Raw genomic sequence first — 20,485 nt, 5'->3', positions numbered from 1 at the left:
TCGCCGCAACCCGCACCAACAGCCACCGATCAACCGGCCAACAGCCGGCGGCGACAGAGCCTCGGCCAGCGCCAACGGGCAACGGGCAGTTGCGACGGCCAAGGCCGATTAGAGTACTTACGTGCTGTTTGACCGATTGGCCTCGCGTTGGACGCTCGGCTGGTTGCTCGCCGCGTTCGGCGTACCCCTGCTGCTCGCCGCCGTTCTGCTGCTCGACCGGGCGCTCACCCCCGCCCGCCCGGCGGCCGGCCCGGCCGTCACGTCGCAGGCCCCCGATCCGGCCACCCCGACCCCATCGGAACCGGAGCCGGAGCCGGTCCCGGCCGCGGCGCCCGCGCCGGCCGGCCTGCCGGTGGTCGACTACGACCCGGCGCCCACCGGCTTCCCGGCCGATCCGCGGCCGGGCGACACCACACCGCTCGCCACGGGCGCCAGCCCGACCCGGAACGTCGCCGCCTACGACGCGCCGGGTGGGAAGCCGCTCGCCTTCCTCGCCCCGACCATCAGCGGCGTCCCGCTGACCATGCCGATCGCCGACCGGCGCTCCGGCTGGACGGCGGTGCTGCTGCCCTCCGCCAACCGCCGGCTGGCCTGGCTGCCGCCCGGCAGCGGCTGGACCACCGTCCCGCTGCCCGACCAGCTCGTGGTGGAACGCCGCCCGCACCGGCTCACCTGGTTCCGGGCCGGCCGGGCGGTCCGGTCCTGGCCGGTGAGCCTGGGCCTGCCCGGCCAGGAGACGCCGCTCGGCCGGACCTTCATCCTGGGCCGCACTCCCCCGCCCGAGGCGGTCTACGGCGGGGTGGACATCTTCGCCCTCGGCGCGGTGCCCGACGACCCGGACGCGGTGCCGACCGGACTGAAGGGCGCGCACATCGGCCTGCACAGCTGGCACAACGACGACACCCTGGGCCGGAACGTCACCAACGGCTGCATCCGGCTCACCCGCGCCGCGCAGCGGCAACTGCTCGACCAACTGGTCCCCGGGACCAGCCTGGTGGTGGTCGACCGGCTCCGCACCCCGCCGCCCACCGCCTAACCCAGCAGCCAGCCGTTCTCCTCGGCCACCCGCACCGCGTCGGCCCGGTTGCGGGCGCCGGTCTTGCCGATCGCGGCGGAGAGGTGGTTGCGGACCGTCCCCTCCGACAGGTGCAGCGTCGCGGCCAGCTCGGCGACCGTCCCACCTCCCCGGGCCGTCCGCAGCACCTCGGTCTCCCGCTCGGTCAGCGGGCTCGCGCCGGTGGCCAGGGTCTCCGCCGCCAGCGCCGGGTCGACCACCCGCAGCCCGGCGTGCACCCGGCGGACCGCGTCGGCGAGCTGCCGGGCCGGGGTGTCCTTGACCACGAAGCCACCCGCGCCGGCCTCCATCGCCCGGCGCAGGTACCCGGGGCGGCCGAAGGTGGTCACCACCAGCACCCGGCAGCCCGGCACCGCGGCCCGCACCGCCCGGGTGGCGGCGATGCCGTCCAGGCCGGGCATCTCCACGTCCAGCAGGGCCACGTCCGGCCGGGTCCGGCGGGCCTCAGGGACCACCTCGTCGCCCCGGCCCACCTCGGCGACCACCGTCAGGTCCGGCTCCAGCGACAGCAGCGCGGCCAACGCCCCCCGGACCAGCGCCTGGTCGTCGGCGAGCAGCAGCCGGATCGGCTCGGTCACCCGGTCACCGGTCCCCGGCCGGCACGGCCACCCGGAGCAGGAAACCCCGGGCGTCGGGCCGGCGGCCGACGGTCACCGTGCCGTCCAGCCGGCGGGCCCGCTCCCGCAGCCCGGCCAGGCCGTGGCCGGTCTCGCCCGGCGCGTCGGCCGGGCCCCGCCCGTCGTCGCGGACCTCCACCGCCGCCGGCTCCACCCGGATCACGCACCGCCGGGCGCCACTGTGTCGGACCACGTTGGTCACCCCCTCGCGTACCGTCCAGCCGAACAGTTCGTCGCGCTCCGCCGGCAGGTCCGGCACCGTCTCCGGCAGGTCCGCCGCGACGCCCGCGGCGGCCAGCGCCGTGCGGGCGCCGGCCAGCTCCGTGGCCAGGCTCACCCCGCGGTACGCCCCGACGGTGCCCCGCACGTCGGCGAGGGCCTGCCGGGCCAGCCGCTCCACGTCGGCGATCTCGGTGGCCGCCCGGGCCGGGTCCAGCTCCAGCAGCCGGCCGGCCAGCTCGGCCTTGACCGCCACCACGGTCAGCGAATGCCCGAGGATGTCGTGCAGGTCCCGGGCGGTACGGGCCCGTTCCTCGGTCACCGCCAGCCGGCGGATCTCCGCCTGCGCGGCCTGTAGTTCGCTGTTGCGCTGGGCCAGCCGACTCACCCCGAACATGGCGATCGAGGCCAGCACCACCGCGAAGACCACGCTGCCCTGCGCCTCCCAGCCGGGCACCAGCGCGGCGGTCACCGGCGGGGTCAGCGCGGCCAGTCCCACCACCACCAGCGCCTGCCGGCCCGGCAGCAGGAACACCGCCGCCACGGCCACGAAGACCAGGGTGGCCAGCCAGTCCCCGCCGGTGCCCGGGATGCCGGCCAGCCCGAGCCCGAACAGCGCCGCCAGCGCGGCCCAGGCCCGGCCGCGCGGGATCGGCACGCGCGCCTGGCGGAGGGCGCGCGCCCACTGGAACACCGCCACGTAGCCGACGCCGAAGGCGACCAGGGTCGACACGCCGACCACCCGCCGCCAGGGCTCGGCCTGGTGCAGGGCGGTGGCCAGCGGGATGTTGAGGAAGAAGAGCCAGACCCCGGCCAGCACCCAGCCGGTGATCCGCCAACGGATCACCGGCGGTCGGGTACGGTCCGGCGGCTGGCCCACGGTGCTCACGCTAACCCCCGCCGGCACCAGTCAGACGCGGGTGGTGTCGCGGCGGAACAGCCGGGCGGCGCCGAGGCCGAAGAAGGCGGCCCAGGCGGCCACGTTGCCGACCGCCGCCCAGTCCACCCCGGTGCCGGTCAGCGGCGCGCGGGCGAGCTGACCGACCCCGTACACCGGGGTGAACTTGGCGATCTGCTGCATCACGTCGGGCAGCAGAGCCAGCGGGACGAACAGTCCGCCCAGCATGGCCAGGATGGCCAGCGCCGGGCCCATGAACTGCATGACGTTCTCGGCCGGGGCGAGGTAGCCGACGAACAGGCCGAGGGCGGCGAAGACCAGCGAGCCGAGCCAGGCGGTCAGGCCGGACTCCAGCCACACGTGCGCCGGCAGCCGGACCCCGGCGGCGGCGCCGACGGCGAACTCGACAAGCACGCCGAGCAGGCCGAGCACCATCGCGGTGGCGATCTTCGTGGCCACGTACGCGGCCGGGTGCAGCGGGGTGAGCCGCAGCTGCCGGCTCCAGCCCAGCGCGCGTTCGGTGGCGACCGCGCCGCCGGCGCTGGTGGTGGCGACCATGGCCGCGTACACGGCCAAGCTGATCATGATCCAGCCGGTGACCGGCAGGCCGTTGTCCAGGGTCTGGCCGCGCTGCGGCAGGCCGAAGAGCAGGAAGAACACCGCCGGCATGACCAGGATGAACAGCAACGTACGGCGGTTGCGCAGCACCCGGCGGATCTCGATGCCGAGTACGACGGTGGAGAACCCGCCCAGGGCAGGCGGCCGGCGGTCGCGGGTGGTGGCGGTGGCGGTGGGCGAGGCGGTGACGGTCATCTGGGGCTCCGGTCTCCGGCGTCGGCGGTGGCGGTGGCGTCGGCAGTGGCGGTCAGGGCGAGGAAGGCGTCCTCGAGGTTGCGCGAGGTGATCTCCAGATCCCGGGCGGCGGTGCGGGTCAGCAGGTGCCGGGCGACCACGTCGGAGTCCTCGCTGTGCACCAGGACCGCGTCGCCGCGTACCTCGACCGAGCGGACGCCGGGCAGCGCGGCCAGCGCGGCCTGGTCGGCGCCGGGCAGGGTGGCCCGCACGACCCGGCCGGCGGCCAGGTTCTTGATCTCGGCGGTGGTGCCGTCGGCCACGATCCGGCCCTGCCGCAGCAGCACGATCCGGTCCGCGTACGCGTCGGCCTCGTCCAGGTAGTGGGTGGCGAACAGGACGGTCCGGCCGGACCGGGCGTCGGCCCGGATCGCCTGCCAGAAGTCCCGCCGGCCCTCGACGTCCATCCCGGTGGTCGGCTCGTCGAGCACCATCAGGTCCGGGTCAGGCAGCAGCGCCAGGGCGAAGCGCAGCCGCTGCTGCTGGCCGCCGGAGCACTTGCCCACCGGCCGGTCGGCCAGCTCGGCGATGCCGGCCCGCTCCAGCACCTCGGTCGCCGGGCGGGTGTGGCCGTAGAAGTGCGCGGTCATCCGCACCGTCTCGGCGACCGTCAGATCCTTGAGCAGCCCGCCGGTCTGCATCACGGCGGCCACCCGGCCGAGCCGGACCGCGTCGGCCGGGGTGCCGCCGAAGAGCCGTACCGTGCCGGCGTCCGGACGGGCCAGGCCGAGCAGCATGTCCACCGTGGTGGTCTTGCCGGCGCCGTTGGGGCCGAGGAAGGCCACCACCTCGCCCGGGTTGATCCGCAGGCTGAGCTCGTCGACGGCGGTCACCGGGCCGAAGGTCTTGGTGAGTCCGGCCAGTGCGACGGCCGGTGCGGTGTCGGTCATGCCAACGATGCTCCGGCCTACGGCGCCTCGGTCCCCGGAGCGCGCGTCACCTTGCCGCCGTGACATTTGTCAGGCCCGCCGGGTGCGGGCCCGGCCCGGCCGGGTAAGCGCCCGCCGTCCGCGCACTCGGGGAGGTCAGGACATGGCGGCACCGACGGGACGGGTCGACACGATCGTGCTCATTCACGGCCTGTGGATGACCGCACGCAGCTGGGAGCACTGGGCCGACCGGTACGCGGCGCGCGGTTTCCGGGTGCTCACCCCGGCCTGGCCGGGCATGGACCGCGAGGTCGAGGAGCTGCGGGCCGACCCCGCGCCGATCGCCGACCAGCGCATCCCCGACATCGTCGACCACTACGCGGCGATCATCCGGCAACTGCCCCGCCCGCCGATCGTGATGGGCCACTCGTTCGGCGGCCTGATCGCCCAACTCCTGCTGGACCGGGGCCTGGGCGCCGCCGCCGTCGGGGTGCACCCGGCCTCGGTCAAGGGGGTGCTGAAGCTGCCGCTGAGCACCCTGCGTTCCGGCTTCTCCATCCTGCGCAACCCGGCCAACCGGCACCGCGCCGTGCCGTTCACCGCCGACGACTTCGCGTACGCCTTCGGCAACACGCTGAGCCGGCCGGACTCCGACGCCGCCTGGCAGCGGTACGCCGTGCCGGGCGCCGGCCACGTGCTGTTCGAGGGCGCGTTCGCCAACCTGGACCCGCACGCCGCCACCGAGGTGGACACCCGGCGCGGCGACCGGGCCCCGTTGCTGCTGACCGCCGGCGGCGAGGACCACGTGGTGCCGCCCTCGGTGGTCTCGGCCAACGCCCGGCTCTACCGGGGTTCGCCGGCGATCACCAGCTACCGCGAGTTCCCCGGCCGGTCGCACTTCGTCGGCGGCGAGCCGGGCTGGGAGGCGGAGGCGGACTTCGCGCTGGAATGGGCGGTGGAGGCGGCCAACATGTACTCGCCGACGGTGGTCAGCGAGGCGCCGGGGTGGGTGACGGAGAGTCGGCGCGGCGGCCGGTGAAGCCGCGTGATCACAGGCCGAGCTCGTCGCGCAGCTCAGTCAGCGGAACCGGGGTGTCGCCGGCATCGATCCGGGCCAAGGCATCGCGGGCGGCTGAGACGTCGGCGGCATCCTCTGCTCGTGCGAGCACCCCGGCCGAGCGGGCGGGGTCGACGACAGCCATCGGGGCTCAGTCCCAGGTCCCGCTGATGTCAAGGAGCTCCAGCCCCTGCGGGATCGCCGGCGTCACGGCCTTGGGGTCCCGGGTGACGAGATAGCACCGGTAGAGCGCGGCGGTGGCGACGGCGTGCGCGACGTCCAACGGCACGTGGGACCGCGCGGCGATCCGGGCGACCCGCCGGCTCGTGGCCGCGTCGTAGACCGCCACCTGGATGTCGCGGTCCTCGGTGAACAACAGATCGAGCATGACGGCGGCGGCGGAGCCTGCCAGCTCGAGCTGCGCCTGCCCGAGGCAGAGCGCCGGCACCCACACCTGCTGCTCGGGGTCCTCCTGCGCGAGGGTCAACATCGCACCGGGTTCGACACTGGTGCCGGAGGCGTAGGCGAGCAGCGCGGAGGTGTCGAGGACCAGGCCGTTCACGCGGCGGCGGTCCCCTCGTCGTCGAACTGGCGAAGCCATTCGAGGTTGCGCGCGTGCTGTTCGTCGCTGATCGGTGGCAGGGCCGCGAGGCGGGCCCGGGTCCGCTCAATGTCCTCGTCGGAGACCACGTAGCCGAGCTGCGCCCACTGCTCGCGGAGACTGTCCGCGCGCATCTTCCGGCGGAGGATCCCGGCGATGAAACCGGACGTGTTGCCCTGGGTCCGCTCGACGTAAGCGGCCACGTCGTCAGGCAGGCTGATCGTGATGCGGCGGGTCATACTGTGAGCATACCCGATGCATACTGAACACAGTCACTGACCGGTGACGATACGTGGCGAAAAACGACCAGTGGCCTTCGATGGTGACCTTCCGGCCTGGTGTGGACCGGTCGGCGGGGGGTATGACGGAGCCATGAGGGCGAGCTTCCGGCTTGGCCGGGTCGCGGGCGTACCCGTCGGGGTCAACTGGAGCGTCCTGGTCATCTTCCTGCTCATCGCCTGGGCGCTGTCGGCGGTGCAGTTCCCGCGCGCCTACCCGGGCCGGTCCCTGGTCGAGTACTGGGCGGCCGGGCTGGCCGCGGCGGTGGTCTTCTTCCTCGGCCTGCTGGCCCACGAGGTGTCCCACTCGGTGGTGGCCCGGCGCAACGGCATCGGAGTCGAGGGGATCACGCTGTGGCTCTTCGGCGGGGTCTCCCAGCTCAAGGGCGAGGCCCGCGACCCGGGCGCGGAGCTGCGGATCGCCGGGGTGGGGCCACTGGTCAGCCTGCTGATCGGTGCGTTCTTCGGCGCGATCGCGGTGGCGCTCAGCCTGGCCGGGGTGCACGGCCTGCTGCTCGGCTCGCTGGCCTGGCTGGCCGGCATCAACGTGCTGCTGGCGATCTTCAACATCCTGCCCGCCGCGCCGCTGGACGGCGGGCGGCTGCTGCGGGCCGCGGTGTGGAAGGCGACCGGCGACCGGACGAAGGCGTCCGTGGTGGCGGCCCGGGCCGGCCGGATCCTGGGCGTGGTGCTGATCGGTCTGGGCCTCTGGCAGTTCATCGCCGGCGCCGGCGTCGGCGGGCTGTGGCTGGCGCTGATCGGCTGGTTCCTGATCGGCGCCGCGGGCGTGGAGGAGCAGCAGGCCCGGATGGGCAGCGCGCTGCGCGGCGTCCGGGTCGCCGACGTGATGACCCCACAGCCGCAGACCGCCTCCGGGGCGATGACGGTCGCCGACTTCGTCGACAACTACCTCTTCGCCTACCGGCACACGGCGCTGCCGCTGACCGACGGGGACGGCCACCCGGTCGGCCTGGTCACCCTGGACCGGGTACGCGGCATCCCCGCCGACCGGCGGGCGGCCACCACGCTGGGTGAGGTGGCCTGCCGGGCGGACGAGCTGGTGCTGGCCCGGCCGGACGAGGACCTCACCGAGCTGCTGCCCCGGCTCAGCGAGTGCGCGGACGGCCGGGCGCTGGTGGTGACCGACCAGCGGCTGGTGGGGATCGTCTCGCCCAGCGACATCAGCCGGGCGGTGCAGCGCGGCAGCCTCCGCGACCAGCTCACGCCCGGCGGTCACTGAGCCGGGAGGCGCGGCGGACCACCGCGCCCCCGAAGACCGGACACGGTCAGGACCGGGGGAAATACCGGTCCAGCAGCTCGGTGCGGAACACCCCGCGCGGATCCAGGTCACCCAGCAGGGCCCGGAAGTCGTTGTACCGCGGGTAGCCGGCGGCCACCACCGCCGGGTCCACGGTGAACACCTTGCCCCAGTGCGGGCGCGCCCCGAACGGCGCCAGCCGCCGCTCCACCTCGGCCAGCACCGGCCGCACCGCGGCCTCGTCGGCGACCCAGGTGAAGTGCACCGCCACGGTGTCCCGCCCGTGGTTCGGGCTGAGCCACAACTCGTCGGCGGCGACCGTACGCAGCTCGCACACCTGGGTCAGCGGGGCCAGCCGGTCCCGCATGCCGGCCAGGGCGGCGTACGCGTCGGGCAGCGCCGTCCGGGGCAGGTGGTATTCGGACTGGAGCTCGTCCCCGGCGCTCGGGGTGAAGTCGAGCCGGAAGTGCGGCAGCCGCTCGTGCCAGGGGCCGGGCACGCCGAGCTGCGGCGTGCAGTGCGCCGCCGGCATCCCGGCGATCGGGTGCGCCGGTTCCCGTGCGGCGGTGGCGCCCAGCCAGTCGGCGGGCGGCGGCGGCTGGTCCGCCCGCTGCTTGCGCCACACCTGGTCCAGCCGGTCCGACCGCCACCGGGTGAAGGCGCTGACACTGTACGCCGCGCCGAACACCGACGGCAGGGCCTCGGCCGGCAGTCCGAGGTGGACGTACTGGCGGATCTCGAAGGCCGGCACGACGTCCAGGGTGACCCGGGTGACCACGCCCAGCGCGCCCAGCGCCACCACCATGCCGGCGAACCGGTCGTCGGCGCGGTCCACGGTCAGCAGGTCGCCGTCGGCGGTGACCAGCTCCAGCCCGGCCACCGCGGCGGCGAGGTTGCGGTTGCCGTCGCCGCTGCCGTGGGTGCCGGTGGCCACCGCGCCGGCGACCGAGATGTGCGGCAGCGAGGCGAGGTTCGCCAGGGCCAGGCCCTCGGCGTGCAGCCGGGTGGCCACGTCCCCGTAGCGCAGCCCGGCGGTGACGGTGACGGTGGCCCGCTCCCGGTCGACCTCGACGGTGGGCGGCAGCCCGGCGAGCGACACCAGGTCGCCGGTGGTGTCACCGAACCGGTTGAACGAGTGCCCGGTGCCGACTACCCGCAGCCGGTCGCTGCCGGCGACCAGCCGGCGCAGCTCGTCCAGGCTGGACGGACGGTGGCGGCGGGCCGCCGCGTACCTGATGTTGCCCGCCCAGTTCCGGTCACTCACCGTCACGTCCCACTCCCTGCCGGCGCACCGCGCGGTTGTCGGCCCCGTTTCCGGGGAACCATACGCCGATGAGCAGCTACCGCGACCCGAGCCTCCGGGGTGACGTGTACCCCTCGGAGGAGGAGATCGACCCGACCGGTGTGGGCCCCGATCCGGTGTCCGCGCCGGCCGCGACGTCCCCGGTGCCGGCACCCCTGCCGGAACCGGAGCCCGCGCCGGGGCCCGGTCCGGCGCCCCGCACGGCGGAGCCCGGGCCGGCGCACTGGCCCGGTCCGGCGCCCCGCGCGGCGGAGCCCGACGGGCACTCGATCGTCACCCACCACCTGGACGGGTCCACCCAGGTGGTCACCGACCTGGACGGGGACGGCGTCGCCGACGTGGTCCAGATCGACCTGGACGGTGACGGGGTGCCCGACGTGACCTGGCTGGACAGCGACCACGACGGCCGCCTGGACACCGTGCTGCGCCCGCCCTCCGCCCCCACCCACTAACCCGGGCCGCGCTCGCAGGCGCACCCAGGCGCAGCTTGCCGCAATCTGGCCCTTCCGCGTCGCCGGACACCCCCACCCACCGCAACCCGCCCCGACGCCCCGACGTCCGGCGCCGGGCGCCGGGCGCGATCTGCCGCAAGACGGCCCTTCCGCGCCACCTTGACACACCCACACGCAGCAACCTGACCCAACGAGCCCGCCCGCATGCCTCCCCAACACCCCGACGCCGGAGGCCCCGGCGCCCCGACGCCCGACGACGGACGCGACCTGCCGCAAGTCGGCCCTTCCGCGCCGGCTGAAGCACCCACCTGCCGCAAGCCGCCCCGCGCCCGCACCGCCCCGCGCCCGCACGCCCCCTCGCCCCGCACGCCCCCTCGCCCCGCACCGCCTCACGCCGCCCGCCGCGCGGTCAGAGCTGCGGCATCACCTCCGCGGCGACCAGCTCCAGGTGGTCCAGGTCGTCGAGGTCGAGCAGCTGGAGGTAGAGCCGCTGGCTGCCGACCGCCGCGTACCGGCCGATCCGGTCGACCAGCTCCGCCGGGGTGCCGGCCAGACCGTTCTCCCGCAGCTCGGCCGGCTCCCGCCCGATGGCGGCGGCCCGACGGGCGACCTCCGCGTCGTTTCGCCCGCAGCACAGCACGAGCGCGTTCGACAAGCGCATGGTCTCCGGCGCGCGGCCGATGGCGGCGCACGCCTCGCGGACCCGGGCGAACTGGGCGACGGTGTCCTCGACCGAGACGAAGGGCAGGTTGAACTCGTCGGCGTAGCGGGCGGCGAGCCGGGGCGTACGCTTCGGGCCCATCCCGCCGAGCAGGATCGGCGGGCGCGGGTCCTGCGCCGGCTTGGGCAGCGCGGGCGAGTCGCTGACCGGGTAGTACGTCCCGGCGAAGTCGAAGGTCTTGCCGACCGGGGTCTCCCACAGGCCGGTGATGACGGCGAGCTGCTCCGCCAGCCGGTCGAACCGCTCCCCCACCGGCGGGAACGGGATCCCGTACGCGGTGTGCTCGTCGGCGTACCAGCCGGTGCCGATGCCCAGCTCGACCCGGCCGCCGCTCATCTGGTCGACCTGCGCGACGGTGATGGCCAGCGGGCCGGGCAGCCGGAAGGTGGCCGCGGTCATCAGCGTGCCGAGCCGGATCCGCGAGGTCTCCCGGGCCAGCCCGGCGAGGGTGGTCCAGGCGTCGGTCGGTCCGGGTGCGCCGCTGCCCGAGCCCATCTTGAGGTAGTGGTCGGAGCGGAAGAACGCGCCGTAGCCGGCGTCCTCGGCGGCCCGGGCCACGGCGAGCAACTGGTCGTAGCTGGCCCCCTGCTGGGGTTCGGTGAAGATCCGCAGTTCCATCCCCCGAGCATATGGCGGGGCAAGGAAGGGCCCCTTGTTAACGCATTCAGTAGTAAAGGGGCCCCCTCCTAACACATGCCTTGACGGGTATATAACGCGGAAGGCATAGTTACGGCGTGACCGTCGACGCCTTCGCCGTACTCGCCGAGCCGACCCGGCGCCGGATCCTCGACACGTTGCGCGGCGCCGAGCACAGCGTCGGTGACCTGGTCGACCTGTTGGGGGTGAGCCAGCCGGCCGTCTCCAAGCACCTGCGGGTGCTCCGCGAGGCCGGCTTCGTCACCTGCCGCACGGCCGCCCAGCGGCGCATCTACCGCGTCGACGTGCGTCCGCTGCGGGCCGTCGACGGCTGGCTCGCGCCGTACCGCCGGCTCTGGACCGATCACCTGGACGCCCTGGAACGCCATCTCGACAAGGAGTGACATGGACAGGAAGCACTTCCGCCCCGGCCCGCTCGCCCAGGTCTCCCGGGTGCCCGTGGCGGACCGCTGGGACCTGGTTCTGGTACGCGACCTGCGGCACCCGCCGGAGCGGGTGTGGGCGGCGCTCACCGAGCCGGCCCGGCTCGCCGAGTGGGCCCCGTTCCTGGCCAGCCGGGACCTCGGCACGCCGGGCGAGGCCACCCTGAGCACCGTCGACGGTGACCAGAGCCTCGACGCGCCGGCCACCGTGCTGCGCGCCGACCCGCCGAAGCTGCTGGAGTACACCTGGGGGGACGACCGGCTGCGCTGGGAGCTGGACCCGGCCGACGCCGGCACCCGGCTGACCCTGCGGCACCGGATCGGCCAACCGGAGCTGGCGCCGGTCATGGCCGCCGGCTGGCACCTCTGCCTGGACGTCGCCGGGCACCTGCTCGACGGCGACCCGGTGGGCCCGATCCGGGGCCGGGAGGCGATGGACTTCGGCTTCGACGAGCTGCGCGCCGCGTACGCCGAGCGGCTGGCGCCGGACGACGGCGCGTGACCCCGCTGGCTAACCTGACCCGGTGACCTCACCGGCCGTGTCGATCCACGGGCTGCACCTCACCTTCGGGGCCCGCACCGTCCTGCACGACGTCGACCTGACCGTCGCCACCGGCGGCGCGCTCTGCCTGACCGGCGACAACGGCGTCGGCAAGACCAGCCTGCTGCGCTGCGTCACCGGGCTGGTCGAGCCGGACGCCGGCACGGTACGGGTGTTCGGCGCGCCGCCGGACGGCACCGCTGCCTTCTGGCGTCGGGTCGCCACCACCGTCGAGCAGCCCAGCTGGTACGCGGGGCTGACCGTCCGGGAACACGTCGAGCTGGTCCGGCTGGCCGTCGGCGCCGACCCGGGCGACGGCCGGATCGACGAGCTCTTCGCCACGCTGGGCCTGCGTCCGCTGGCCGACGCCACCCCGGACACCCTCTCCTCCGGCGAGCGGCAGCGGCTGCTGCTCGCCGCCGTCCTGGCCCGCCCCAGCGACCTGCTGGTGCTGGACGAGCCGGAGCAGCGGCTGGACGCCGCCGTCCGGCGGGTCGTCGCCGGGCAACTGCGCGAGCACCTGGCCGCCGGCGGCACCCTGCTGATGGCCAGCCACGACCCGTCCTTCGTCGCCGCCGTCGGCTGCCCCGTCCGCGCGCTGGACCCGGCACCCGCCGCCGTCGACTGTCCCGTCCGCGCGCTGGACCCGGCACCCACCGCCGACCCGGCCATGCCCCGGTGAGCGAGACCCTGGTCCGCGCCGACGGCACGACCGGCCGGCCGGCGTCGGCGCGGCGACTCCGCCGGTGGGTGCGCCGCCGCCAGGTCGCCGCTCTCGGCTCGATCGGGCTCGAAACCGTCTACGTGGGAGTGCTGGCCGCGGCGATGACGGTGGCGCTGCTCGGCCCGCCGTTGGGGCGTACCCTCTGGCCCGCCGAGGCACTGCCCGACCCGCACCCGCTGACGGTCGTCGCCCTGGTCGGGATCGGCGCGGCCGGATTGCTGGCCGCGCTGCGCCGGCTCGGGCCGGTGGTGATCGGGCGGTCGGACGCCAGCTGGCTGCTCGCGTCGCCGGTGCCCCGGCGCGGCCTGCTGCTGCCGCCGCTGGTCCGGGTCCTGCTGCTGGTGTGCCTGCTGGGCGCCGTCGGCGGCGCGGCCGGGGTGGCCCGGCACGCCGCCCGTCCGGTCGACGTCGGGGCGCTGCTCGGCTGGGCGACGGTCGGCGCGGCCGGCGGGGTGCTGCTGGCGACGGCCGCCACCGCCGGGCAGCGCGACCCGGCCTGGGCCCGGCGGCTGGACCGGCTGGTCGCCGCCGTGCTGCTCGGCGGCGGCGTGGCGGCGCTGGTGGCGCCGGAGGTGCCGGCTGCGCGGGTCCCGGCGCCCACCGCGGCGCTGCTGTGGGCCACGGCGACGGCGGCGGTCGCGGCCGCGGCCCTCGCGGTCGCCGGCACCGTACGCCGGCTCGACGCCTTTCCCGACCGGCGCCTGCGGGGCACCGCCACCCTGGTCGGGGCGCACCTGGACGCGGTCTACGCCGTCGAGCCGTCCTACCTGTCCGACCTGTGGGAACGCCGGTCCTGGCAGGGTCGCCGGCTGCGTTCGGCGCCGGTACGCCGGCCGCTCGGCCTGCCCGTGGAGGTGGCCCACGACCTGCTGGTGCTGCGCCGCAAGCGACGCCGCCTCGGCTGGCTCGCGGCGGCCACCCTGCTGCCGGCGTTGCTCGCCGACGCGCCCGGCTGGCTGCTCGCGCTCGTCGTCTTCGCCGGCGCGCTCGGCTGCGCCGACACCACCGGAGACGCGGTCCGCCGGGACAGCCGGCAGCCGGCCCTGCTCCGGCTGACCGGCCGCACCGGCCGCCGGGTCGTCGCCGCCCGGTTCCTCGTCCCGGCGGTGCTGGCCGCGCTCTGGTCGGCGGTGGCGCTGACCGGCCTGGCCGTCCGGTCGGGTCAGCCGCCCGGCCCGTGGTGCCTGCTCGGGCTGGCCGTGGGGCCCGCCGTCGCGGTGGCCGCGCTGCGGCGGGCCCGGTCCCGCCCGGTCGACCATGCCATGCCGATGATCGACACCCCGATGGGCAGCTTCACGCCGGGGCCGCTGGTCTGGCTGCTGACCGGGCCGGACCTGCTGGTGGTGCTCGCCCTGCCGACCCTCGCCGCGGTGCTGGACGTGACCGGCACGGGCTCGCCGGGGCCGGCCCGGCTGCTGCTCCAGGCCGCGCTCTCCGGGCTGGGCGCGGCGGCCTACCTGCTGCTGGGCGCGGACCGCCGGCGCAGCCTGCTCTGAACCCCGGGTCACTCGCCGAAGGCGGCCACCCACATGTCGACGGGGCTCAGGCAGGAGCCGGGCGGGCCGTCCGGGCAGTGCCGCTGGTTCCACCACCAAAGCCAGCCGAGCGCCACCAGCAGCACCAGGCCGCCGTGCACCCGGGACAGCCGCTGCGCCGCCGGGGTGACGGCGGCGGTGCACCGTTGCAGCCCGAGCACCAGGGACACGACCGCGTCGCCGTAGCCGTAGACCGCCGCCGGGGGCCGGTTCCCGCCCCGGCGGAAAACCGCCGCCAGCACCAGGTCGGGCAGCAGCAGCACCGCGCCGAGCAGCACGGCCAGCAGGCCGAGCCCGGCGGTCAGCAGCCGGCCGAGCGGGGGCAGCGCGCGGCGGGCCTGCAACAGGCCGAACACCACCACGGCGAGGAGCAGGGGCAGCCAGAGTACGCCGCGCGCGTCGGCAGGCAGCACCGGCAGCCCCCGCAGCCAGCCGGCGAGCAGATCGAGGAGCTTCACGACCGCTCCCCGGCGCCGTTCCCGCCGGCGTCCCCGGGCTCGTCCGGGGCGGGGGCGGCCTGGTCGGCGATCATCTGCGGTTCCTCCGTGGCCCGGCCGAGGGCCGGTTCGCCGAGGCGCAGCCCGCCGCCGGAGGGGCCGACGATCGCCTGGAACCGCCGTACCGCCGCGGTCACCGCGTCGTCGAGGTCGCCCAGCCGCAGCTGGCCGCCGTCCGAGATCACCTTCAGCGCGTCGATGGCCAACTGCTGGTCCTTCTCGTACAGGTCGACCATGAAGCGGACCGCCTCGTTGGCCTTGCTCGGGTCCTCGGCCGCGATGACACCGGCCAGCGCCGCCCCACCCCCGGCCAGGAGCTCGGCGAAGTACGTGGACCGCTCCCGGTGCCGGGCCAGGTCGGCGTCCTGGGCGGCCTTGGTCCGGTCGATCTCGCCGCGCTGCTTCAGCAGCTCGACCTCCTGCCGCAGTTTCTCGATCTCCAGCTCGCTGGCCAGGGCCTTCTGCTCGGCGTTGATGGTCAGCTCCACCCGCAGCCCGCTGACCCGCAGCCCCCGGCCGACGTCGACCCCGACCGGGGAGAGGTCGCCCCGGATCGCCTCCTCGGCGTCGTGGCTGTCCAGCGCCGCGAACCGCTTGGTGATGGTGCGCAGCCGCTCCCGCAGGAACCGCTCGCAGTGCGCCGCCGGGTCCGCCTCCTGCTCGCGGACCACGGTCTCCGGCTCGATCACCTGCCAGGAGTAGTTCACCACCGCGTCGAAGTGCAGCGCGCCGGCGGCGCACGGCAGGGTGCAGGTGAAGTCCTCCGCGTGCTCGGTCACGTCCACCACGTACATCGCGCGCGGCCCGCGCCACCAGCGCTCCCCCGCCGTGTACGGGTGCCGGGGGGCGACCAGTTCCCCGTCCGGCTTCTCGAAGACCAGCCGCGTCCCCTGCCGCGGCGCCGGCCACCGACGGAACGGCAGCCGGCTCAGCTCCTCACGACCCAGTACCGGATTCATGCTCACCCACGGCCCCTTCTGTCCAGCACGTCCAACAATCTCGCCGCGATGTCCGGCGCCAGCGGCTCCGGATCCCGCCACCGCCGCGCGTGCGCGGCCAGCAACCGCCCCTGCCGATCCGTGGTCGCCGCCTCCACCAGCAGCTGCACCAGGTGCGGCCGCAGCTCCGGCCACCGTTGCGCGCTCCACGCCCAGCCGCCCAGCACCCGGTGCACGGCGTCGTCGGCCCCCGGGGCGACCAGCGCCCGGCCCCAGAGCCGGGCGACGATCGGCCGGGCGGGCGCCAGCTCGGCGTCCTCGGTCGCCCCGGCGGTGGCCAGCCAGAGCAGCGCGGGCCAGTGCACCTCGCCGTCCGGGGTGGACCGGGGCAGCCAGAGCGAGGCGGCCACCTCCAGGAAGGCCAGCACCCCGGCGGACTGCCGGCCGTCGGCATGCTCCGCCGACCAGTCGTCCAGCAGTTGCAGCAGCGCCACCCGCCGGCCGGCGTCCGCCGTCTCCTTCACCAGCTCGGCGATGCTGTCGCCGATGAGGATGTGCAGCACCGGGTCGTCGTCCTCGGCCAGCTCGGCGAGGCGCTCGTCGGGCCCGCCGGCCAGCAGGATGCCGACGCTGTCGCCCAGCGCGCGGGCCGCCATCCGGCGCAGCGCCGGGTCGCGCCGGCCGTACCAGTCGAGCACCAGCCGGAACACCCGCTCGGCCACCTCCGGGCCACGGGCCGCGACCTCCAGCGCCGCCACCGCGCGTTCCCGCAGGCCGCCGTCGCCGCTGCCCGCCCACGGGGTGATGATGTCGCGCCGGATGGTGTCGAAGGCGAACCAGCTCAGGTAGCCGATCGCCTGCGCGGCCCGGATCCCGACCCGGCCCTCCACGTCGACGGCGAGTTGCCGGAGCCAGCGCAGCAACAGCTCCCGGTCGTAGTCGTGCTCGTGCCAGGCGTGCCGCAGGATCCGGCGGGGGTAGGTGTCGTCGAGGAACGACGCCACCTCCAGCTCGCCGCTGCCGTACCGGGCGGACCAGACCTCGCGGTCGATCCGCGCCCGGGCGGCACGCAGCCGGACCGTGCGGGGCCGGCGGTCCCGCCGCGGCGGCGCCCCGGCGCCGGCCTCGTCCGCCCGCCACGCGTCCAGCAGCAGGCCACTGGCCCGGGCGACCGCGTCGAACGGCATCCCGTCGAGCACCGCCAGCGCGAGCACCAGGGCCCGCTGGTCGAGCGCCTCGGTGTCGTCGTACCAGGACTCGACGTCGCGTTGGGAGCGTTCCTCGAAGCGGCTCAACGCCTCCTCGAAGCCGAGTTCGTGCCGGGCCACCTCCGCCAGGTCGCGGGCCAGCTCGACCAGCTGGGACGCGTCGAACGAATCCGGCCCGACCGCGGCCAGCCGCTCGCCGACGCCCGGCTCGGCCAGCAGCCGGTCCGCCTCCGGGGCCGAGTCCAGCAGCAGGGTCAGGTGCCGGGTGACCAGCTCGGCGGCGGCGGGCGGGCCGGTGATCCGCTGGGCGGCCCGCTCGACCGCGTGGTCGGCGAACCGCCACTCGGCGTCGACCACGACCACCAGTTTGCTGTCCCGCTTGGCCAGGCGCTCCTCCAGCACCGCCAGGTCCTGCGCCCGCAGCGAGGCGACCTGGCGGGCGGTGATCCGGTCGAAGACGTAGCCGTACCCCTCGGGCAGCGACTCCACCGGCAGGTTCGCCAGGTCGCCGCCGAAGCGCAGCTCGTGCACCTGCGCCATGCCGCGCACCAGCTCCACCGCGGTGGTGCTGCCGCCCCACCGGCGGCAGCAGCGCAACAGCAGCAGGAACCGGCCGTCGCAGGCGTGCCGGATCTCGTCGAAGCCGCCCGGCGGGACGTACACGTCGCCGACCTCGGCCACCGTCCGGGGCGGCAACTGCTGGGACACCGCCTGGTCGCCGGCGGCGGCGCCGATGATGACGTCCCGGCCGGCGACCGGCCCGTTGAAGGTGTTCTCCGCACCACCGACGACGATGGCGCCCTTGCGGACGCCGTACGCGCCGAGTCCTCGCGACCGGGTCCGGCGGAACTCCTCCTGCTCGCGGGTGCGGTCCTCGTCACCGGCCCGGGCGTCCCCCTCGGCCGCCCGGTGGTTCTTCGGTCCGTCACCCGTACCGGCGGCGAGCCCCTCCGCCACCGCCCCGTCGGCGGCCTGGCCCGGCTGGCCGCCCTTCGGGTCGGCGCCCGCCCCGGCCGCCGGACCGCCGGCCCCGGCCTTCGCGGCGCCGGCTGGACCGGCACCTGCCTTCGCGGTGCCGGCCGGACCGGCACCGGGCTTCGGGGCGGTTCCCGGGGCGGCCGGGCCCGCCGCGGCCTTCGGCTCCTCAGCCACGGTCCCCGCCACCCGGGAGATACTGGTCCCGGCCGGCCACCGGGCCATGGAAGACGGCGCCGCCCTGGACGTGGATGCCGTTGTACTCGCCGGCCTGGTCCGCACCACCGGCCTGGTCCGTGCCGCCGGCCTGGTCCGGGCCGGCACCGGGGCCCGGCCGGGGCAGGTGCGCCGACAGCTCGTCGACGAGCGTGCGCAGGTCCGCCTCGTCGTGGCGGGCCCGGAACTCCGCCCAGTGCCGGTGCGCGAACCCGGCGATGTCCGCCGGGAGCTGGTGCGCCTTCGGCAGCGTCGCGCCGTTGAGCAGCAGCGGGATCAGCACCATGTCCGGCCGGCCGAGGGCGTACCTGATCTCCATCCGCACGAAGTCGTCCGGGTCCTCGATCCGGCGTCGCCCCCGCTCGTCGCGCAGCTCCCACCAGCGGGGACCGACCAGCGCCAGCAGCACGGTGCTGCGCTCCAGCGCCCGCTGGATCTCCGGCTGGAAGTCGCGGCCGGTACGCAACGAACGGCAGTCCCGGAAAACCCGATCCCGGCCGAACACGCGCCACAGTTCCCGGTCCACCAGGGCGGCGGCGGACGCGTCGTCGTCGGTACGGTAATTGATGAATATGGCGGCCATCGGGGACCTTTCCACACGGGCCCGCCAGGCGCGTCGAGAGGATTTCCTCTCGCCGCGACTCGCGGGCGGAATGGTGTGTCCGTGGTGGACGGCGGCGGGTCGGGTCGGGGCTGACCGGCGTCGCCGAACTCGCGGTGGTGCCTACCGTCGAGCCTGGCACCAGCGAGCCGGTCGAGGCAATGTGTTGCCCTCGGCCGAGTGGACGGGCAACGGAAGACGAGCGGGACCACGGCCTGAGCCGGGTGTGTCGAGGGTCGACCGAATGACGATCGGCGTCAATCACACGGGTGACCCGCGCATCGTATTCCGGAGCGCGGGCGAGGAAAAGGCCCACCAATTCCGTGGGCCTTTCCGCGTTGTCGGGTCACCGTTTCCCGGGCGATCTCAGACGTACGGCGGGGTGGCGTACGCGGCGCGCAACGCGGCGAGCCCGGTCGCCTTCGGCGAGAGCGTCCCCCAGCCGGAGTTGAAGTAGTTGGTCCGGGCGATCCGGGGCCGGCCCGCCGCGTTCAGCTGGGCGATCGCCGGTGGCACGGTGGCGATCCAGGCGGCCTGGTCGGGGAACTCGGCCACCCGTACGCCCCACTCGCCGATCAGCACCGGTCGGGACAGCGCGACCGGCCCCAGGTCGGCCACCGCCCAGTCCTTGGTCCGGCGGAACCGGGCGAGCGCGGTGTCGCCGGGGCTGGTGGCGTAGACGTTCCAGTGCAGGAAGTCCAGCTTGGCCATCAGCGCCTCCGGGTGGGTGCGCTGGTAGCTGGCCCGGTCCCAGCCGCCGACCCCGACCGAGAAGGTGGTGCCGGCGGGCAGGCTGCGCGCCTTGAACCAGTTGACGATGTAGGTCACCGCCTGCACCGCCCGGGCGTCGGAGTCGACCCAGCCGTACGCCACCCCCGACTCGGTGGTGCCGTACTGGTGGTCGGTGTCGAGTTCGGAGGCGAGCTGGATGTTCACCCCGAAGCCCAGCGTCCGGTACTGGGACAGCGCACGGGCGAACAGGCCGTCGCACTGGCCGGCGAGCACCTGGCCGTACCCGTACGCCTTGGGCCAGGTCGTGCCGGGCTGCTGCTGGATGGTCATCGCGGGCGCCGGGACGGTGTACGTCACCCCGTCCACGGTGAACGTCTGCGCGCCGGTGTTGGAGTTGCCGTAGTGCTTCAGCTCCAGCACCATATTGATCTGGATGCCGGCCTGGCCGAGGGTGGTGAGCCAGGTCTTCTGGTAGCCCGGGAAGGTGTAGCCGTCGGCGAAGCTGCGGTACTGGGTGAGCGAGCGGAAGTTCCCGCCCGCCAGGTCCGCCGTCGGGTCGGCGTTCCCGGCGAGGTAGTAGCCGCCCAGCACCGGCGGGGCGATGCCGTAGTCGGCGATCGCGGTGGCGGCGTTCCCCGCCTTGTCGCGCACGGTGACGGTGACCCGGGCCATCACGCCACCGCCCGGTAGACGGCGACCGAACCGGTGTCGGAGACCTTGGTCCAGGCGCGGGCGGAGTCGTCGGTCACGGTCACGGTCAGCGGATCGATGACGGCGTTGACCTTCACCGGGTTGCTGCTGTTGCCCTTCGAGTCGGTGACCACGACGGTGACGGTCACCTGCTGGGTGTCCGGGTCGCCGTAGGTCACCGTGAGGAGCATCTGCTCCCCGGGCGAGTAGGTGGTGGCGTTCAGCGAGGCGGACGCGGTCGGAGCGGCCATGGTCGGGCCCTTCCTTTCTTCGCTCGGCCGCCGAGCCGGTCGCCGGCTCGGGGCCGGCAACGGCGGAAGGTGGCGTGTCCGAGGAGTGGGACGAGGCCCGTCGTCGTCGCTTCTCGTTCTCCTTCAACACTGCTGCGACCAGGCACTTCGCGTCCTGTGAGGTTTCCGACGGCCGTACCGTCGGACAGCCGACTGCGCCCGCGCCGGGACCGGCGGACAATTCGGTGCTCGCGCGTCGGAAGCCCTTGTGGAGGGCCGGTTCACCGGCCCCCGGGACGGGGCCGGAATGGCGTACGGT

23 protein-coding genes are annotated in these 20,485 nt (G+C 75.1%); 8 read left to right on the top strand and 15 right to left on the bottom strand.

Going from position 1 to position 20,485, the window contains the following annotated elements:
- Positions 1 to 121: 121 nt before the first annotated feature.
- Positions 122 to 1,036 (top strand): L,D-transpeptidase, encoded by a 915-nt coding sequence (locus K7640_RS18445; RefSeq protein ID WP_222956109.1) that lies wholly within the window; start codon positions 122 to 124, stop codon positions 1,034 to 1,036.
- On the opposite strand, the gene K7640_RS18440 is transcribed toward K7640_RS18445, so the two are convergent.
- The 4 genes from K7640_RS18440 to K7640_RS18425 are packed head-to-tail and all read right to left on the bottom strand — an operon-like array spanning position 1,033 to position 4,551.
- Positions 1,033 to 1,653 (bottom strand): response regulator transcription factor, encoded by a 621-nt coding sequence (locus tag K7640_RS18440; RefSeq protein WP_222956108.1) that lies wholly within the window; start codon positions 1,651 to 1,653, stop codon positions 1,033 to 1,035. The two genes, K7640_RS18445 and K7640_RS18440, sit on opposite strands and share 4 nt — an antisense overlap.
- Before the next feature lie 4 nt (positions 1,654 to 1,657).
- Positions 1,658 to 2,791: a sensor histidine kinase gene (locus K7640_RS30855; RefSeq protein WP_222956107.1), complete on the bottom strand. Its 1,134-nt coding sequence runs from the start codon at positions 2,789 to 2,791 to the stop codon at positions 1,658 to 1,660.
- A 30-nt stretch (positions 2,792 to 2,821) separates the two neighbouring features.
- Positions 2,822 to 3,622: an ABC transporter permease gene (locus K7640_RS18430; RefSeq protein WP_222956106.1), complete on the bottom strand. Its 801-nt coding sequence runs from the start codon at positions 3,620 to 3,622 to the stop codon at positions 2,822 to 2,824.
- Entirely contained in the window at positions 3,619 to 4,551 is a 933-nt protein-coding gene (locus K7640_RS18425) for an ABC transporter ATP-binding protein (protein ID WP_222956105.1), read from the bottom strand. Before K7640_RS18425 ends, K7640_RS18430 begins: the two co-directional genes overlap by 4 nt.
- Positions 4,552 to 4,693: 142 nt before the next feature.
- Between K7640_RS18425 and K7640_RS18420 the strand changes: the two genes are divergently transcribed.
- On the top strand, positions 4,694 to 5,569 hold the full coding sequence (locus K7640_RS18420) for an alpha/beta hydrolase (RefSeq protein ID WP_222956104.1): 876 nt from the start codon (positions 4,694 to 4,696) through the stop codon (positions 5,567 to 5,569).
- Positions 5,570 to 5,579: 10 nt separating this feature from the next.
- Here K7640_RS18420 and K7640_RS18415 read toward each other — a convergent pair whose 3' ends face one another.
- Genes K7640_RS18415 through K7640_RS18405 form a run of 3 tightly spaced genes read right to left on the bottom strand, consistent with a single transcriptional unit; the run spans position 5,580 to position 6,427 of the window.
- Positions 5,580 to 5,732, bottom strand: a complete 153-nt coding sequence (locus tag K7640_RS18415; RefSeq protein ID WP_222956103.1) for a hypothetical protein — start codon at positions 5,730 to 5,732, stop codon at positions 5,580 to 5,582.
- 6 nt (positions 5,733 to 5,738) lie between these two features.
- Entirely contained in the window at positions 5,739 to 6,149 is a 411-nt protein-coding gene (locus K7640_RS18410) for a type II toxin-antitoxin system VapC family toxin (protein ID WP_222956102.1), read from the bottom strand.
- Positions 6,146 to 6,427: a hypothetical protein gene (locus K7640_RS18405; RefSeq protein WP_222956101.1), complete on the bottom strand. Its 282-nt coding sequence runs from the start codon at positions 6,425 to 6,427 to the stop codon at positions 6,146 to 6,148. The genes K7640_RS18410 and K7640_RS18405 overlap by 4 nt, the downstream gene beginning before the upstream one ends.
- A 133-nt stretch (positions 6,428 to 6,560) precedes the next feature.
- On the opposite strand from K7640_RS18405, the gene K7640_RS18400 reads away from it, so the two are divergent.
- On the top strand, positions 6,561 to 7,706 hold the full coding sequence (locus K7640_RS18400) for a site-2 protease family protein (RefSeq protein WP_222956100.1): 1,146 nt from the start codon (positions 6,561 to 6,563) through the stop codon (positions 7,704 to 7,706).
- A gap of 46 nt (positions 7,707 to 7,752) precedes the next feature.
- Here K7640_RS18400 and K7640_RS18395 read toward each other — a convergent pair whose 3' ends face one another.
- On the bottom strand, positions 7,753 to 8,988 hold the full coding sequence (locus tag K7640_RS18395; RefSeq protein ID WP_222956238.1) for an FAD-binding protein: 1,236 nt from the start codon (positions 8,986 to 8,988) through the stop codon (positions 7,753 to 7,755).
- A gap of 68 nt (positions 8,989 to 9,056) precedes the next feature.
- On the opposite strand from K7640_RS18395, the gene K7640_RS30615 reads away from it, so the two are divergent.
- Positions 9,057 to 9,479 carry a hypothetical protein gene (locus K7640_RS30615; RefSeq protein WP_222956099.1) on the top strand — a complete coding sequence of 141 codons (423 nt, stop codon included), beginning with the start codon at positions 9,057 to 9,059 and terminating at the stop codon, positions 9,477 to 9,479.
- A 409-nt stretch (positions 9,480 to 9,888) separates the two neighbouring features.
- Here the strand turns inward: K7640_RS30615 and K7640_RS18385 are convergent, their stop codons facing one another.
- A complete protein-coding gene (locus tag K7640_RS18385) occupies positions 9,889 to 10,818 on the bottom strand; it encodes an LLM class F420-dependent oxidoreductase (protein ID WP_222956098.1) in 930 nt (309 codons plus the stop codon).
- A 116-nt stretch (positions 10,819 to 10,934) separates the two neighbouring features.
- Here K7640_RS18385 and K7640_RS18380 point away from each other — a divergent pair, with 116 nt between their 5' ends.
- Genes K7640_RS18380 through K7640_RS18365 form a run of 4 tightly spaced genes read left to right on the top strand, consistent with a single transcriptional unit; the run spans position 10,935 to position 14,040 of the window.
- Positions 10,935 to 11,240, top strand: a complete 306-nt coding sequence (locus K7640_RS18380; RefSeq protein WP_222956097.1) for a helix-turn-helix transcriptional regulator — start codon at positions 10,935 to 10,937, stop codon at positions 11,238 to 11,240.
- A 1-nt stretch (position 11,241) separates the two neighbouring features.
- Positions 11,242 to 11,781, top strand: a complete 540-nt coding sequence (locus K7640_RS18375) for an SRPBCC family protein (RefSeq protein WP_222956096.1) — start codon at positions 11,242 to 11,244, stop codon at positions 11,779 to 11,781.
- A gap of 22 nt (positions 11,782 to 11,803) precedes the next feature.
- Positions 11,804 to 12,502 (top strand): ABC transporter ATP-binding protein, encoded by a 699-nt coding sequence (locus tag K7640_RS18370; protein WP_222956095.1) that lies wholly within the window; start codon positions 11,804 to 11,806, stop codon positions 12,500 to 12,502.
- Complete coding sequence (locus K7640_RS18365; protein ID WP_222956094.1) at positions 12,499 to 14,040, top strand: DUF6297 family protein; 1,542 nt, start codon at positions 12,499 to 12,501, stop codon at positions 14,038 to 14,040. Before K7640_RS18370 ends, K7640_RS18365 begins: the two co-directional genes overlap by 4 nt.
- A gap of 8 nt (positions 14,041 to 14,048) precedes the next feature.
- On the opposite strand, the gene K7640_RS18360 is transcribed toward K7640_RS18365, so the two are convergent.
- From K7640_RS18360 to K7640_RS18335, 6 genes are all read right to left on the bottom strand, one after another.
- A complete protein-coding gene (locus tag K7640_RS18360; RefSeq protein ID WP_222956093.1) occupies positions 14,049 to 14,537 on the bottom strand; it encodes a hypothetical protein in 489 nt (162 codons plus the stop codon).
- Positions 14,534 to 15,541, bottom strand: a complete 1,008-nt coding sequence (locus K7640_RS18355; protein WP_222956092.1) for a CCDC90 family protein — start codon at positions 15,539 to 15,541, stop codon at positions 14,534 to 14,536. Before K7640_RS18355 ends, K7640_RS18360 begins: the two co-directional genes overlap by 4 nt.
- Positions 15,538 to 17,874, bottom strand: coding sequence for a hypothetical protein (locus tag K7640_RS18350; RefSeq protein ID WP_222956091.1), 2,337 nt, complete (start codon positions 17,872 to 17,874; stop codon positions 15,538 to 15,540). Before K7640_RS18350 ends, K7640_RS18355 begins: the two co-directional genes overlap by 4 nt.
- Entirely contained in the window at positions 17,867 to 18,496 is a 630-nt protein-coding gene (locus tag K7640_RS18345; protein WP_222956090.1) for a toll/interleukin-1 receptor domain-containing protein, read from the bottom strand. The genes K7640_RS18350 and K7640_RS18345 overlap by 8 nt, the downstream gene beginning before the upstream one ends.
- 384 nt (positions 18,497 to 18,880) lie before the next feature.
- Positions 18,881 to 19,918: a hypothetical protein gene (locus K7640_RS18340; protein WP_222956089.1), complete on the bottom strand. Its 1,038-nt coding sequence runs from the start codon at positions 19,916 to 19,918 to the stop codon at positions 18,881 to 18,883.
- Positions 19,918 to 20,187: a hypothetical protein gene (locus tag K7640_RS18335; RefSeq protein WP_222956088.1), complete on the bottom strand. Its 270-nt coding sequence runs from the start codon at positions 20,185 to 20,187 to the stop codon at positions 19,918 to 19,920. Before K7640_RS18335 ends, K7640_RS18340 begins: the two co-directional genes overlap by 1 nt.
- Between the last annotated feature and the right edge of the window lie 298 nt (positions 20,188 to 20,485).

It is taken from the genome of Micromonospora sp. PLK6-60 (assembly GCF_019890675.1).
Classification (GTDB): Bacteria; Actinomycetota; Actinomycetes; order Mycobacteriales; family Micromonosporaceae; genus Micromonospora.
The sequence above is the reverse complement of the archived record's forward strand: the minus strand, read 5'-3'. Positions and strand labels throughout refer to the sequence as shown.